Raw genomic sequence first — 15,508 nt, 5'->3', positions numbered from 1 at the left:
TCATGACGCCCGCTCTCAACTACGACAATAAGTACGGCAGCCAGCATCGCTGGCTGCTTTCCAGCCTGTTGATCGCCATTGTGCTGCTCAGTCTGGCGCCCAGCCTGCGCCTGCTGATCGAGGCGTTGAGCGACCTTACCCAAGGGCGACAGTCACCGCTATGGCAGGTACTCAACAGCGCCAGTACTTGGCGAGCACTCTGGCATAGCCTATACACCTCAGGGCTTGGCATGCTGATCGCCCTGCTGCTGGGCAGCCTGTTCGCCTTTGCCATCACGCTGACTAATGTGCGTGGCAAAGCGTGGCTGGTGTTCTGCTTTATGTTGCCAATGATGATTCCACCTCAGGTTACCGCGCTGAGCTGGCTGCAGCTGTTTGGCCCGGCCAGCCCGCTACTGAAAAGTATTGGCATGGCGCCGCCGTTAGGCAGCCCGCAGCCGCTCTACTCGGCTGAAGGCATTGCGCTGCTGTTAGGTATTCAAAGCGCGCCGCTGGTGTTTCTAGCTCTGCGCACCAGCCTGCTTTCGCTGCCTCGCGAGCTTATCGAAGCCGCCCGCATTAGTGGCGCCAAACAAACCCAAGTTTGGGGCCATATTATTATGCCTGTGACCCGTAGCGGCTTGATCGCCGGGGGCGCGATGGCGTTTATCTCCAGCCTGGGCAACTTCGGCATTCCCGCCATGCTGGGCATTCCCGCCGGCTATTACGTGCTGCCCACGCTGATCTACCAGCGTATGGCCAACTTCGGCACCGGCGTGTTGGCCGAGATGGCCGCCCTGGCTCTGCTGATTGGAGTGCTGGCCTTAGCGGGCGTCGCGCTGCAGCAGCAGTTGATGGGGCGCAGTCGCTTTGGGCTGGGCGGCCATAGTGGACGCTCCCACGATTTCACCCTGGGCCGCTGGCGCTCGCTGGTAACCGCCACGCTGGTCGGGATCTTACTGATTATTCTGGTCGCACCGCTGCTCGCTCTGATTATCAGTTCACTGGTGCCCGCCATGGGCGTGCCGCTTAACGCCGAGACAGTCACCCTGAACGCTTACGTTGAAGTGTTGGGCCGCCAAGGCGCCACCTGGCGGGCGGTGAACAACAGCCTTTGGCTTGCGGGTAGTGCGGCCCTGGTGCTGATGCTGCTAAGCCTGCCTTTGGCTTACCGGCTACAGCGTCTACCGGAGCGCTGGCGAGGGGTGGTGCTTAGTGCTATCGAAATCCCCTATGCGCTGCCCGGCGTGGTCTTGGCGATTGCCTGCATCCTGCTATTTGTGCGTCCTCTGCCGATTATCAATGTGGCGCTTTACGGCACCTTAGGGCTGATTTTTATCGCCTATCTGGCGCGCTTTCTGGTGGTCTGCGTCAAACCTGTCGCGGCCAGCCTGGCGCAGCTGGATCCCTCTCTTGAAGAGGCGGCACAGTTAGCCGGGGCAGGCCCCTGGCGGCGCCTGGGCAGCATTATTTTACCGCTGGTGGCGCCCGCGCTATTCGCCGGTGGGCTGCTGGTGTTCTTGCTGGCGGTCAACGAACTCACCGTATCAGCGCTGCTCTGGAGCGCCGGTAACGAAACCCTCGGCGTACTGATTTTCAACCTCGACGAAGGCGGTGAAAGCGTGCTGGCCTCTGCGGTGTCAGTGCTGGTGGTGATGATGGTCGCCTCGCTGATGCTGACGCTCAGTTTGCTGGCCCCGCGGCTACCTAAAGGAGTGATTCCATGGCAGGGCTAAACACATCAGGGTTAAGCACAGCAGGGTTAAGCACAGCAGGGCTAGCGATTGACCGCGTGACCAAACGCTTTGGCGAACACACTGCTGTGGATGCATTATCGCTAGAAATTAATCCAGGTGAGTTTGTTGCCCTGCTCGGCCCTAGCGGCTGCGGAAAAACCACCATGCTGCGCATGTTGGCAGGTTTTGAAACGGTCAACGAAGGCACTATCCAATTAGCCAGTCGCACCCTGGCAGGCACTGATACCCATGTGCCCCCGGAACAGCGCAATATGGCCATGGTGTTCCAATCCTATGCGCTATGGCCGCATATGAGCGTGGCTGACAACGTGGGCTACCCCATAAAACTGCGCGGCCTGCGCGGGGCAACGTATCAGCAAAGGGTGCAGCAGGCCCTGGCCCTGGTGGAGCTCGATGCTTTCGCCGATCGCATGCCCCAGGCGCTTAGCGGCGGCCAGCGCCAGCGTGTCGCTCTCGCGCGCTGCCTGGTCAGCGACCCTTCGGTGGTGCTCCTGGATGAGCCACTGGCCAACCTTGACCGCCACCTGCGCGCCACCATGGAGCACAGCTTCCGCGATTTTCACCAGCGCACTGGCGCTACCCTGGTCTATGTGACCCACGATCAGACCGAAGCCATGGCGTTGGCGGATAAAATCGCCGTGATGAAAGCGGGTAAGCTGGTTCAGTGGGGTGCTCCCGAAACCCTTTACCGTCAGCCGCGTACCGCCTGGGTAGCAGGCTTTATCGGCCAGGGCAGCCAATTAAAGGTCGCCGCCGGTCAACCTGGGAAGCGCCTTGAGAGCACAGCTCTGATGCGCGGGCTCAACGCCATCGAATCCGAGCGAACCCAAACGGTACTGGTGCGCCCGGAGCATATTCAGATCAGCACGGCACTCTCCTCCTCCTCCTCCTCCGCAACCCCCACGCCTAGTCAGCTTGCCGCCCAGGTGGAAAGCGTGATATTCCGCGGCGAGCGTTATGAACTCACCCTGCGCCTGCCCAGCGGCGAAACGCTGCTGGCCTACCATCATAGCGCGCCTGCACTGGGTAGCCAGATTGCTATCAGCCTTCACCAGGGCTGGTGTCTGGAGCCCGACCAATGAGTGTCACTATCGAAATTCTCAGTGGCTTAGGCGACAAAGGCCTTGCCGCGATAGTGGTAGAAGCCCAGGGGAAACGCCTACTGCTCGATGCAGGCGGCGCGCTCCACCCGAATGACACCATCACCTGGGCGAACAGCCTAGCAGTGGATGCCGTACTGATTAGCCACGACCATATTGATCATATCGGCGGCGTGGCCGAACTAGCGGAAGACGTACCACTTTACTGCACACCGCTGGTGGCCAAGGCACTACCTCCCAACCGCGCCTGGCGCCCCCTGCCCGAGCGCGGCTCGCTAGAGGTGGAAGGCATCACCGTCACCACCGGCCAGGCGGGGCATTCCCTAGGCGGCGTGTGGCTACATTTAGCGGTGGAAGGCGGCGTTTTCTATAGCGGCGATGCCTGTTTTGAGTCGCGACTGTTTCCTTTTGATACGCCCCCGCCGGCGCGTGTTGCGCTACTGGATGCCTCCTACGGCAGCTACGACCAGCCCCAAGCGCATTGCGTGCGGGCCATTAGTAAGCACCTTTATCAACCGCTGGCGTTGCCGGTGCCGGAAACCGGCCGCGCTCTGGAAATGTCGCTATGCCTGGCGGAAGAAGCGGATCAGCATCAGTTAACGCTCGCCATCGACCCGCTGATTCGCCACAACCTGGCCGCGCTATTGGCACTGCCTGAAACGCTGCGACGGCCTGGGATCGATGTCGCTATCGCCAGTGTGTTGGCACGAGCAAATGATGAAAATGCCCTACTCCGATTAATAAGTGACCGCAACGATACCCCTGCGCAGTGGCCCGATCACCATCTGCTCCACACCGGTTACCTAACCCCTGATCGCCGCGCCCAGCTAGCGGCGGGCAAGATAAGCTGGCAGCGCTGGAATGTTCACCTGCGTGCGTCGCACCTGGTGGCGCTCGCCGAGCAGTTGGGCGCCACTCAAGTAGTCCCGCTATTTACCCCACTTTGCGATAACGAATTAACTGCCTGGCGTAGCCTGCTCAGTGATCGGCTCTGCACTGCTCAGCGTTTCCCTGTTAATTCTCATTTAGCTACTTTTTCTGTTTAGGGAGTTTTGCATGTCCGCAGTCATTGTTGATATTGACGGCACCTTAGCCGAGTTTCACCCTCACCAGGTCAGCGACTGGGTGCTGGGCAGCCAAAAACAGTGGGAGCCCTTCTTTGCCCATATGGCCGAAGCGCCAGTAATCGAAGCAGTGGCCAGGCTGGTCAAAATCCTGAAAGCCCAAGGCCAGCAGATCGTGATTTGTAGCGGGCGTCCGGATAGCCACCGGGCGCATACCCAATGCTGGTTAGAGCGCCACACCATCCCCTTTGATGCCATGTATTTGCGCCCTGAGGGCGATGATCATGTGGATGATGAAATTGTGAAAGAGGCACTTCTGGAGCGTATGCGCAGCGACGGCTTTGAGCCTTGGCTGGTACTGGATGACCGTGACGCTGTGGTCGCCCAGTGGCGCGCGCTCGGGCTTACTTGCCTGCAGTGCGCGCCGGGGGATTTTTAAGCGTTTGCCAGTCTGGCTCGCTGCTGCCACACCAGCACCGCCAGGGGCACCAGCGCGATAGGGATCAGCAGTAGATTAAGCGTCGCCCAGCCTAGGCTGCTCACCAAAGGCCCGGCGAGCAACGCAGTGATGGCCGCGGTGCCAAACACTAAAAACTCGTTGGCGGCCTGGGTGCGCGCTTTATCCACTGGACGATAACTCTCGGTGAGCAGCCCGGTGGCGGGCAGAAAGGTGAAGTTCCAGCCCAGGCCCAGCAGAATCAGCGCCACATTGAAACCGGCTAAGCCGATACCCCACTGAGCGACCAAGGCACTTGCGACCAGCAGCAGGCAGCCGGCCACGATGACCTGTTTGGCCCCGAAGCGAGTGGCTAAATGACCAGTAAAGAATGAAGGTAAAAACATCGCCACCACATGCCACTGAATGGTCATGGAAACGTGGTTAAAGTGGTGCCCGGCACCCGCCATGGCCAGCGGGGTGGCGGTCATGGCCAGGTTCATCACGCCATACCCCACCATCGCCGCACTCACTGCCACAATAAATCCAGGCTGGCGGAGTATCTTGCCCAGCGGCAGTGCGCTGCCTTCGCCGTGGGTACGGGATGCAGGCGGCAGTTGCGTCAACATCAGCACCACCAACGCCAGAGCGTAGAGCGCAGCCAGGCCCACAAAACTGCCCAAAAACGGCACCTCGCCCAACTCACGGCTCACTCTGGCCAGCCACGGCCCGGCAAACGCGGCCAGCACACCGCCGCCCATCACCAAGCCAATCGCCCGGTCACGCATCGGCGCGGGGGCGGCCTCCACGGCGGCAAAGCGATAGAGCTGACCAAAGCCAATGCCAATACCGATCAACCAGGTTGCTAGCAAGAACAGTGCAAAACGTTCGCCGATCAGCGCCTGCACGGCGACCAGCGCGCCCACCAAGCCAACGATATTGCCCAGTACAAAGCCGCGTTTACGACCCAGCCTGGCCATGATTAACGAGGCGGGAATGGTGGCGCACATCAATCCCAGCCACTGGGTAGCCACCGGCGCGGTGGACCAGGAGGCATTGGGGGCCAACGACGCCCCGATCAGCGGTGACACAGCGATCAACAACACATTGCCAGTGACCAGTAACGCTTGGCAGAGTGATAACAGGGTGACGGTTAAAGGCATGAGAGACTCTCCTGAATAAGACCCGTTTGGGAAGACGCGAAGCGTTGGCGATAGACCGAAGGTGATACGCCGTAGTAGCGCTGAAACTGGCGGCGCAGCTGCTCTGCACCGCCCAGCCGCCAGCGCTGCGCCAGGCGCTCAAGGGAGAGCTGTTCGCGCTCGTGAAGCAGTGCCAGGCGCGCTTGTTCAAGACGTAGTTGGGTGAGGTAAGCGCCGGGAGTGGTATTTAAGTAGCGTCTAAACAGCCGGGTTAAATGGCGCGGGGAGACCGCCATCAGGTCGGCCATGCTCTCAAGCCCATGATCCACGCTGGGGTCGGCGTGGAGTCGATCCAGCAAGCGGCGCAGCGGCCCCGCCTCTTGCTGGTGCCGCAGCACCTCGCTGAACTGCGATTGCCCGCCTGGGCGCTGCAAAAATACTACTAACTCACGAGCCACCCGCCCGGCTAGCCCTGCTCCGTGATCCGCCTCGACCAGCGAAAGTGCCAAATCAATCCCCGCCGTGACACCGGCGCTGGTGTAGCGACCGTTACTTTCGATATAGAGCGCATCAGGCTCGACGCTTAGTGCGGGGTACTCATCCGCCAGTTGAGGTGCATGGCGCCAGTGGGTGGTGACGCGGCATTCATCCAGCAACCCTGCAGCGGCTAATAAAAATGCCCCGGAGCAGATCGACCCAAGCCGTCGTACCGCTGGGGCGACGTCACTAAGCGCCTGTTTCACAGCGGCTATTTCACGCTGCTGCATCACGCCACTGCCCCCCGCCACCAACAGCGTATCCAGGGGCAATAAATCTTTAAGTTGGTGGTAGGTGTGCGTAGCGTGCACGGCTAAGCCGCCGTTGGTGGCCACTGGGCCTACGGCATCGGCAACCAGGATCAACTGATAGAGCGGCCGGGGACTTAACGCATTGGCGCTGGCAAACACCTGCCAGGGGCCGCTGATATCCAGCAGTTGGCAGTCGGGGTAGGCAAATAGAGCAACATGGCGAGTCACAGTCTCTCTCCGCTAGTGGGATACTCAAGCATTAGAGAGAGTGTCAGCGCTGCGCCCCATGTCGGCAAGGACGATTACCCCACCGATACGGACATAGCAAGATTCATTAAACCTAGGGATAAGACTAGGGGCTAAAACTAGGGGCTGAAATTAGGGCTTGAGTTAGCCTGTTTTTTCTAGCGGTGCCTCCATGCGGCGTACGCTGGAAACGAAGTCACTAAAGCGCTCGCCCTGAATCAACACATGCTCACTCAGTGCTTGCTGCGCCGCTACGGAGTCCCCCTGCTCAATGGCTTCCACGATGATTTCATGTTCGCGAAGTGAACTGTTCACCCTTTGTCGTACCTGCAGCTGTAAACGCCGGTAGGGCTTTAAGCGCTGTTTCAGTTGGCGCGCTTCGCTGGCCAGAAAAGCGTTGTGGCTCGCAGTGTAGATACAGTCGTGAAAACCCTCGTTTTCGTAATAGTACTCGTCGCTATCACCGGCCAGCGCCGCTGCTTCACAGCGCTGGAGGGCTTCTTTTAATGCGGCCAACTCATGCTCGGTAATCCGCCGTGCCGCCAGGCGGCCACACATGCCTTCAAGTTCCGCCATCACCTCGAACATCTCAATCAGTTGGTCAATCCCCACTTTCGCCACAAAGGTGCCTTTTTTGGGCGAAACCGTCACCAGGCCGCTGGCGACCAACTGCTGAAAGGCTTCGCGCACCGGTGTTCGCGAAACCTGAAACTCACGGCCCAAGGCTTCTGGATCCAGCCGCTCTCCCGGTAAACGACGGCCATTGATAATGTCATCCTCAAGGGAATCCCTTAATCGCTGAGCGTTGGACCGCTTGGTGCCCGTCATGTTTTACCTCCTTGGATCACGACTGATCTTAGCCATTTAAGGATGTCATGTAGTTGACATTAGCATACGTAGCGCCTATTGATATATATATCAGCTCGACTGATAGATACAAAAAGCCAATCCAAGACCACAACAACAATCGTTGGAGACGCCACATGCAACGCTATTTGATCTCAACTGCAGCCGCCCTCGGCCTCGCCATTGCGGCTTCCCACGCTTCTGCAGATACCGTGCTACGCGCGTCGCATCAATTCCCCGGTGGTCAGGGGGATGTACGCGACGAAATGGTGCAAATGATGGCCCGCCACGTGGCCGATGCGGATGTTGGCCTGACCATAGAAGTCTACCCCGGCCAATCGTTGTTTAAAGCACGCGAACAGTGGGGCGCCCTGGCTCGGGGCCGCCTGGATATCACTTCGCTACCGCTGGATTACGCCAGCGGTCGCCACCCGGAGTTCTCTGCAACACTGATGCCCGGCTTGGTGCGCAACCAAGCCCATGCCCAGCGTCTCAACGACTCTGCATACATGGAGATGATCAAAGATGTGATTCTCGAAGGCGGGGGTCGGGTACTTGCAGATGCCTGGCTTTCTGGTGGTTTTGCTTCTAGCGAGCGATGCATTACCTCCCCCGATACCGTCGAGGGGCAAAACCTGCGTGCCGCAGGGCCCGCCTTTGAAGAGATGCTGGAAGCCGCCGGTGCTTCCATCGCCTCAATGCCCTCTTCTGAGGTTTACACCGCCATGCAAACCGGCGTACTGGACGCCGCTAACACTTCGTCCATGTCGTTTATCTCTTTCCGCCTCTACGAGCAGGTCGAGTGTTTGACCGAACCGGGCGACTTCGCACTGTGGTTCATGTACGAGCCGATTCTGATCTCCGAGCAGGTGTGGCAAGGGCTTAACGAAGAGCAGCAAGCGGCGCTGATGGAAGCCGGTGAAGCGGCGGAAGCGTTCTTTGCTGAAGAGGCCGCCGCCATTGATCAGCAGATGGTCGATCTTTACGAAGAGAATGGCGTGGAGGTGGTCAGCATGAGCGAGGACGATTACAACGCCTGGCTCGAAATCGCCCGGGAGACCTCTTACAAAAACTTTGCCGAGAATGTTCCCAACGGCCAAGCCATTATCGATGCGGCGCTAGCCGTCGAGTAAGCAATGCCTAACGGCGCGGCCACTCCTCTTGGAGTGGCCATTTTCTACTGATGCTTACTTAGCTTGTCGAGGGAAATATGGCACCTGTAACGACTCAAAATGCCCTGGCGCGCGGGGGCATCATCGGCGGCTATATCCGCGTTATGGATAAGCTCTCGCGGCTTTGCGCCTATTTGGCCTGCGCCATGTTTATCGCTGGCGTATTAGTGATTTGCCAGATGGTCTTTATTCGCTACTTACTCGGAATGAGCACCAGTTGGCAAACCGAATTCACCATCTTCTCGGTAACGGCGGCGATGTTAATGGGCAGCCCCTACGTGCTGATGACCGGTGGCCACGTCGCTATCACCATCGTTCCCGATGCGTTGGGAGGTATTACCCGCACCATCATGCGTCTGATCGCTTCACTGTTTGGGTTAGGTTTTTGTGCCGCTCTGGCATATGCCAGTTGGGTTTATGTGGCTGAAGCATTCCACGGTGAATGGACGACTGGCTCGGTATGGAACCCGCCGTTGTGGCCCGCGTTACTGCCCATGGCCGTCGGTGCCACTCTACTGTCGCTGCAGTATGTGGCTGAAATATTGCGTGGGGAGAGCTGAGTATGGATCCCATTACCTTAGGTATTATTGTCGCCATCGCGCTGATTGTGCTGATGGCCATTGGCACCCCTATCGCTTTTGCCCTGGGCGGCGTATCGCTGCTGGCGCTGCTCTACGACCGCGGCCTTTCCGAGCTCACCTACTTCGGGGAAACCTTTTTTGATCGCATCGCCGAGTTTGGTTTTGTCGCCATCCCGATGTTTATTCTGATGGGTGCCGCAGTAGCCTCTTCCCCCACCGGGCGCGATCTGTATCGCTCCTTGGATCTCTGGATGGGCAAACTTCCCGGCGGCTTGGCGGTCTCCAATATCGGCGCCTGCTCGATTTTTGCTGCGCTCTCGGGTTCGTCCCCCGCCACCTGTGCGGCAATTGGCAAAATGGGCATTCCTGAAATGCGCATCCGCGGCTACCCCGATGGCGTTGCAGCAGGCTGTATTGCCGCGGGCGGCACCCTGGGAATTCTGATTCCGCCGTCGGTCACCATGATCATCTACGGCATCTCCACCGAAACCTCCATTGGGCGACTGTTTATAGCCGGGGTGGTGCCGGGCTTTATGCTCGCGGGCCTGTTCATGATCTGGACGATGATCGCCTGCAAGATGGCCGGTGGCTACAACAACCCGATGGCCGAGTCCGCCGAGCGGCTCAAGCAAACAGTCAAACAGAATGTCGATACCAACCTGAAAGCACTCGTCCGGGTTCTGCCTTTCCTGGGCGTCGTCGCAGGTATCCTGTTTGCGCTCTACGGCGGGGTGGCAACACCTTCGGAAGCAGCGGGGGTCGGTGCATTCCTGTGTTTGGCGCTGGCTATTCTGATCTACCGCATGTGGCAGTTGGGCCCGATCAAGTTGATCATGCGCGACTCACTACGCGAAAGCGTGATGATTATGCTAGTCATCGCCACCGCCGAAGTGTTCGCCTACGCGCTCTCCTCCATGTTTATTACCCAAACCGTAGCAGCGGCAATTGCTGATCTGGAGATCAACCGCTGGGCACTGATGGGGGTGATCAACCTCTTCCTGTTGGTCGCCGGTTTCTTCCTGCCCCCCGTGGCGGTGATCGTGATGACCGCGCCGATTCTGTTGCCTATCATCCTGGCCGCTAACTTCGACCCCTATTGGTTTGCGGTGATTTTGACCATCAACCTGGAGATCGGTCTGATCACGCCGCCGGTGGGTCTTAACCTGTTCATTATTAAAGGCATCGCGCCGGATATTTCGCTGCGCGACATTCTGATGGGGAGCTTGCCCTACGCGCTGTGCATGGTGCTGGGTATCTTGCTGCTGTGTCTCTTCCCAGGCATCGCGCTTTGGCTACCTAACTTGATCATGGGTTAAGGAGTTCGACCATGAACATGCTGTTTTTGCAGGAGCTGTTCAACAACATCACCCAGCGTGATGCGCTGTTGCGCCGCCGCCATCCCGAGACCTTGACACCCGACCATGGGCAGTTGGTTAACGCCTGCCACAAGCTGTTGGAAAGCGATGGCGAAGCCTCCAGCATCGCGCTGGCGAGCCGAGCCCTGGCAATTTACCAGCGCCTTTCGGCGGCTGAAAAGAGCCACTTCTTTGCCCGCCTGACGACTGACTTTGCGGCCGAGCCCGGCCCCATTGACGCAGCCTACCTGGCCTATCAGGAGGCCCGCGACAACCCATCGCTACAGCGCCTGTTTGAAGCCTGCGAGCCGCGGCGCCAAGAGCTTTTCCGGCGCTTAAACCTGGCCAGCGACGGCACCTATGAGCTGGTTAAAATGCGCGAAGACCTGTTGGGCTTACTGCGCGAACAGCCCGAGCTGGCGGCTATTGACGACGATTTCGCCCACCTGTTCGGCTCCTGGTTCAACCGCGGCTTTTTGATGCTCAAGCGTATTGATTGGAATACGCCCGCGTCGATACTAGAGAAGATTATCCGCTATGAAGCGGTACACGAAATACAGGATTGGGACGACCTGCGTCGGCGGCTAGACGCCCGCGACCGTCGCTGCTTCGCCTTCTTCCACCCGGCGATTGGCGACGAGCCGCTGATCTTTGTGGAAGTGGCCCTGCATAAGGGTCTGCCCAGCCGCATCCAACCCATCTTGTCGGGCGAAAGTAGCCATACTAAAAAAGCCATCGATGAGCCCGAGGATGCCGATACCGCGGCGTTCTTCGGCATTAGCAACTGCCAGACCGGGCTGCGCGGTATCTCCTTCGGTAACTTTTTGATCAAGCAGGTAGTGCAAGAGCTCTCCCAGGAGCTGCCGCAGCTTAAATACTTCGTCACCCTCTCGCCGGTGCCTGGCTTCGCCCAGTGGTTGCAGGAGCAGCGTGATGATGAGCAGCTTCCCGCTTCGATGCGTAAGTCACTCAAAGGGCTTGAAATATCGGGGTGGCATCAGGACAAACCCCGCGAAGAGGAGCTCAAAGCCATTATTCGCCCGCTGGCCGCCCGCTACCTGGTCGAAGAGAAGAACCGCCACGGCCTGCCGCTCAACCCAGTGGCCCGCTTTCACCTCGGCAACGGCGCCGAACTCCACCGTATTAACTGGTTGGGCGATATCTCCGAGAAGGGCTTTAAACAGGCTGCAGGCCTGATGGTCAACTACCTCTATGTGCTGGACGATATCGAACGCAACCACGAAAACTATACCGCTAAGGCGACCGTTGCTTGCTCAAATGAGGTGCGCGACCTCGCCAAACGCGCCCGCAAGCTGGCCAAGGGAGAAACCACCAAATGAGCCATAACCTATTTGAAACCCTTGCGGCCAAAATGCGCCAGCGTGCAGAGGCCGATTTTATTACCACCCGCGATGGCCGCCGCTATAGCTACGCCGATGCGCTAACCATCAGCGCGCAGCTTGCCGGTGCGCTAACCGAGCTAGGCGTTCAGCAAGGCGATCGCGTCGCCGTACAGGTGGATAAAAGCCCGGAAGCCATTTTGCTTTACCTGGCCTGCCTGCGTATAGGCGGTGTCTATTTACCCCTCAATACGGGCTATACCGGCGATGAGATTCGCTACTTTCTAAATGATGCCGAGCCTGCACTGTTTGTTTGTCGCCCCAAATTAGAAGAGCAAGCACGGGCGCTTGCTGTGGAAACAGGCTGCCCGGCGGTGGTCACCCTGGGCAGCGCCGCCGATGGCAGCCTGATGGAAACCGCCCAAGCGGCAACGCCACGGGAAGATATCGTGGCGCTTGGCGAGCGCGACCTGGCCGCTATCCTTTACACCTCGGGTACCACCGGGCGCTCCAAAGGTGCCATGCTGACGCACAAAAACCTCGCCTCTAACGCCGAAACCCTGGCCAAGGCGTGGCACTTCAGCGCTGATGATCGGCTAATCCATGCGCTGCCGATCTTTCACACCCATGGATTGTTCGTCGCCTGCAACGTCACCTTGATGTCCGGCGCCAGCATGCTGTTTCTGCCCAAATTTGATGCCGACGTAATCTTTGAAGAACTGCCCCGCGGCAGCGTGATGATGGGCGTTCCCACTTTCTATACCCGCTTGGTGCAGGACGAGCGCCTGACCCCGGAAGCCACCGCCCATATGCGGCTGTTCGTTTCCGGCTCTGCTCCGCTCACCGCCGAAACTCACGAAGCCTTTGAAGCCAAAACCGGCCATGCGATTCTTGAGCGCTACGGTATGACCGAAACCAATATGAACCTCTCCAACCCTTATGACGGCGCCAGGCGGGCAGGCACCGTGGGCATGCCGCTACCCGGCGTGGAGATGCGCATTACCGACCGGGAAACCGGCGCTGAGGTGCCTTTGGGTGAGATTGGTATGCTGCAGATTCGTGGCCCCAATGTGTTTATCGGCTACTGGCGGATGCCGGAAAAAACCCGTGAGGAGCTGTTAGACGACGGCTTCTTTATTACCGGCGATCTCGCCATGGTCGACGAGCAAGGCTATGTGCATATCGTCGGTCGCGACAAAGACCTGGTGATTTCCGGCGGCTACAACGTCTACCCCAAGGAGGTAGAGCAGGTAATTGACGAGCTTGATCAAGTGGCCGAATCCGCAGTGATCGGCCTGCCACATCCTGACTTTGGCGAGGGCGTTACTGCCGTTGTCGTTCGCCAGCCAGGCGCTGATCTTGGAGAAAACCAGCTTGATGAGGAGAAAGTAATTACCCATTTAGATGGTCGCCTGGCTAAGTATAAGCAGCCCAAACGGGTCTTCTTTGTCGATGAACTGCCGCGCAATACGATGGGCAAAGTACAGAAAAATGAACTGCGCAAGCGGTTCAACGACACCTACCGCAGCCCCTAGCCGTCCGTCCTGCAAGCACAGCCTCTATCAGCCTTTTACCCAGGCCTTTTGCCCCGTAACCGACGGGGCTTTTTTTGCGAAAAGGAACCATTTGCTCCACGAAATGTTAAGGTAAGGTCACTTAACGAACGATGGAGCAAATCGCTTTGACTACGCCTACCGTTACCAACGGCATCACCGCCACCGAGCTATATAAGTTAGTCAGTCAGCCAGCGTCCAACAGCACTGGAGATACGACCCTTGAGTGGCCTGAGGGTACTATTAGCCTGGATGAGGCGAATCAGACGCTGATCTGGGAGCTTAGCGATTACGGCAACTTGCCGATTACCCTCTCGCGCAGCGAAAATGAGTGGATCGCAATGGCCTCCATCGCTGCCGTAGACGGTGTCAAAAACAGCGCCGAGCTTAACGAGGTGCTGCTGCGCCAAGGCATTGCGTTACCGCTGGCCTCCGTGGGTATTGTCAAAATCGATGGCAACGACTTCTATGTGGCTTATGGGCAGCTGTTTGGCGACTCCAAACTTGAGTCTATTTGCGCCGAGCTGCACGCCACGGCCAGTGCGGCCATGGAAGTCGCCGAACTGATCCAGACGCATTTCGTATAACACTCGCAACAGTTCGCCTATCATCAGTACCACCATTGTCGTCACTTACCAGTGAGATTATTTATGTTAAGCAAAATTATGACCGCCCTACGCGGCAAAGCGAATGAAACCGGCCAAGCGGTAGTGGACTCCCAGGCGCTGCGCATTTTAGACCAGGAAATCCGCGATTCAGAAACCCACTTGAGTCAGTCTAAAACCGAGCTCACCCGCCTGATGGGCCAGCGTCAGCTAAACAGCAATAAAGCCGACACGCTGGAAAGCAAAATCGCCGAGCTGGAAAAAAGCGCCGAGGCCGCGCTGGATAAAGGCGAAGAAGCGCTGGCGGTGGAAGTCGCCGAGCGCATGGTGGCGCTGCAGGATGACCTGGAAGCGGAGCGCGCCATCATTAGCGAGTACGACGCCAGCATTGAAAAGTTGCGTGGCGCTATTCGCGGCACAGACAACCAGCTTCGCCAGCTCAAGCAGCAGGTAAGCGTTGTCAAAGCCACTGAGTCGGCGCAGAAAGCTCAATCCGCCGTGGCCGCTCGCCACTCGGGTCAGAACAGCGCCATGAGCAGCGCCATGGAATCCCTGGAGCGCATTAAAGAGCGCCAACAGCTGAACTCGGCGCAAATGCAGGCGGCTGACGATATGGCCGCGGAAGAGAGCGGCAGCTCGCTGGAAGCCCGCTTGAAAGCAGCCGGGGTGGGTGGTCAGAACCGCAAAGCAGACGACGTGTTAGCGCGCCTGAAAGCGAAGAAAAACGCCACACAAGGGTAAAGAGTCAAGCGTAAGTCAGCGTTTAAATTTACTGGGGAGCCAGGCCATGTTTAACACCCTCAAGGCACTTTTTCGCGCTACCACGGAGAAGCCACCCGAGCCCGATGCAGGCCGACCGATAGCCGCGGGCCTGCCCATGGGCATCAGCCAGGAAGACCTTGAGGGCCTACGCCTGGATGGGCGCGTCAATATCAAGCTGATTGGCCTGCGCGCCCACCCCGATGCGCTGTTTCGCTGGGACGACGACGCCTACCATCATATTGCAGCCGTGGGGCACGTCGATCTTGGCCAAGGGGCGCAGCTGGTACGTTTCTATCTGGATAACGACACCTGGCTGCAGGCCAATATCGAGCATGGCCAGGTGCTTGAATATAAGCTGTTCGACTTTTACCGTGTTGCCCATCTCTCGGATGCCGAATTTGATAATTTGATAAACGGCGATAAGTTGATTAACGGTGACGACAAACTGCCCGACAGCATCGGCGCGCAGACCGTCACGCTTACCTCGACCAGTGACGAAGCACGCAGCTGTACCTACCAGCGGGTATGGGGTAATGGAGACAGCCTGTGGTCGCCGCCGGTGGTTTTTGAAGAGCAGGTAATGACCACCGAGAGCGTGGCTGCAAGGCTAGTGACTCATCATGCGATGCTTTATGAGCGCACCATCGAAGGCGCTGAGCGGATGGAGTACTTACTGTTGAGCGCTGAAAACGATGGCGAAGGCAGCTTTATGGTGGTGCACAACGTGGGCGTGGATGTGGCCTCCGTTGATATCGACGCAATGTAATCTGTCAGCTGTTTTT

General features: G+C 58.4%; 15 protein-coding genes. 12 read left to right on the top strand and 3 right to left on the bottom strand.

From position 1 onward, the window contains the following. The first annotated feature begins 2 nt into the window (after nucleotides 1-2). Genes QT231_RS04685 through QT231_RS04670 form a run of 4 tightly spaced genes read left to right on the top strand, consistent with a single transcriptional unit; the run spans nucleotide 3 to nucleotide 4,339 of the window. Complete coding sequence (locus tag QT231_RS04685) at nucleotides 3-1,715, top strand: iron ABC transporter permease (protein WP_308335765.1); 1,713 nt, start codon at nucleotides 3-5, stop codon at nucleotides 1,713-1,715. After that, entirely contained in the window at nucleotides 1,703-2,818 is a 1,116-nt protein-coding gene (locus QT231_RS04680) for an ABC transporter ATP-binding protein (RefSeq protein WP_308335764.1), read from the top strand. The genes QT231_RS04685 and QT231_RS04680 overlap by 13 nt, the downstream gene beginning before the upstream one ends. Then, complete coding sequence (locus tag QT231_RS04675) at nucleotides 2,815-3,882, top strand: MBL fold metallo-hydrolase (RefSeq protein ID WP_308335763.1); 1,068 nt, start codon at nucleotides 2,815-2,817, stop codon at nucleotides 3,880-3,882. Before QT231_RS04680 ends, QT231_RS04675 begins: the two co-directional genes overlap by 4 nt. Nucleotides 3,883-3,892: 10 nt before the next feature. Beyond that, entirely contained in the window at nucleotides 3,893-4,339 is a 447-nt protein-coding gene (locus QT231_RS04670; protein WP_308321610.1) for an HAD family acid phosphatase, read from the top strand. Here the strand turns inward: QT231_RS04670 and QT231_RS04665 are convergent. The 3 genes from QT231_RS04665 to QT231_RS04655 form a co-directional block, all read right to left on the bottom strand. Then, nucleotides 4,336-5,499, bottom strand: a complete 1,164-nt coding sequence (locus QT231_RS04665) for an MFS transporter (RefSeq protein WP_308335762.1) — start codon at nucleotides 5,497-5,499, stop codon at nucleotides 4,336-4,338. The genes QT231_RS04670 and QT231_RS04665 overlap by 4 nt on opposite strands. After that, nucleotides 5,490-6,494, bottom strand: coding sequence for a helix-turn-helix domain-containing protein (locus QT231_RS04660; RefSeq protein ID WP_308335761.1), 1,005 nt, complete (start codon nucleotides 6,492-6,494; stop codon nucleotides 5,490-5,492). Before QT231_RS04660 ends, QT231_RS04665 begins: the two co-directional genes overlap by 10 nt. Nucleotides 6,495-6,656: 162 nt before the next feature. After that, nucleotides 6,657-7,340 carry a GntR family transcriptional regulator gene (locus QT231_RS04655; protein ID WP_308335760.1) on the bottom strand — a complete coding sequence of 228 codons (684 nt, stop codon included), beginning with the start codon at nucleotides 7,338-7,340 and terminating at the stop codon, nucleotides 6,657-6,659. Between the two features lie 155 nt (nucleotides 7,341-7,495). Between QT231_RS04655 and dctP the strand changes: the two genes are divergently transcribed. The 8 genes from dctP to QT231_RS04615 all read left to right on the top strand — a co-directional run bounded on the left by dctP (nucleotide 7,496) and on the right by QT231_RS04615 (nucleotide 15,492). Continuing rightward, nucleotides 7,496-8,491, top strand: coding sequence for a TRAP transporter substrate-binding protein DctP (gene dctP / locus QT231_RS04650; RefSeq protein WP_308335759.1), 996 nt, complete (start codon nucleotides 7,496-7,498; stop codon nucleotides 8,489-8,491). A gap of 77 nt (nucleotides 8,492-8,568) precedes the next feature. Next, nucleotides 8,569-9,090, top strand: coding sequence for a TRAP transporter small permease (locus QT231_RS04645; RefSeq protein WP_308335758.1), 522 nt, complete (start codon nucleotides 8,569-8,571; stop codon nucleotides 9,088-9,090). A gap of 2 nt (nucleotides 9,091-9,092) precedes the next feature. Beyond that, nucleotides 9,093-10,427, top strand: a complete 1,335-nt coding sequence (locus tag QT231_RS04640; protein WP_308335757.1) for a TRAP transporter large permease — start codon at nucleotides 9,093-9,095, stop codon at nucleotides 10,425-10,427. Between the two features lie 11 nt (nucleotides 10,428-10,438). Then, a complete protein-coding gene (locus tag QT231_RS04635; RefSeq protein WP_308335756.1) occupies nucleotides 10,439-11,806 on the top strand; it encodes a malonyl-CoA decarboxylase in 1,368 nt (455 codons plus the stop codon). Further along, complete coding sequence (locus QT231_RS04630) at nucleotides 11,803-13,341, top strand: malonyl-CoA synthase (protein WP_308335755.1); 1,539 nt, start codon at nucleotides 11,803-11,805, stop codon at nucleotides 13,339-13,341. The genes QT231_RS04635 and QT231_RS04630 overlap by 4 nt, the downstream gene beginning before the upstream one ends. A gap of 146 nt (nucleotides 13,342-13,487) precedes the next feature. After that, entirely contained in the window at nucleotides 13,488-13,946 is a 459-nt protein-coding gene (locus QT231_RS04625; protein ID WP_308335754.1) for a DUF2170 family protein, read from the top strand. 63 nt (nucleotides 13,947-14,009) lie between these two features. Beyond that, nucleotides 14,010-14,705, top strand: coding sequence for a PspA/IM30 family protein (locus tag QT231_RS04620; protein ID WP_308335753.1), 696 nt, complete (start codon nucleotides 14,010-14,012; stop codon nucleotides 14,703-14,705). Nucleotides 14,706-14,751: 46 nt separating this feature from the next. Continuing rightward, entirely contained in the window at nucleotides 14,752-15,492 is a 741-nt protein-coding gene (locus QT231_RS04615; protein ID WP_308335752.1) for a DUF2491 family protein, read from the top strand. The last annotated feature ends 16 nt before the right edge of the window (nucleotides 15,493-15,508 follow it).

It is taken from the genome of Halomonas sp. SpR1 (genome assembly GCF_031010175.1).
GTDB lineage: Bacteria > Pseudomonadota > Gammaproteobacteria > Pseudomonadales > Halomonadaceae > Vreelandella.
Note: the sequence above shows the minus strand (reverse complement) of the source record. Positions and strands in the feature narration are given on the sequence as shown.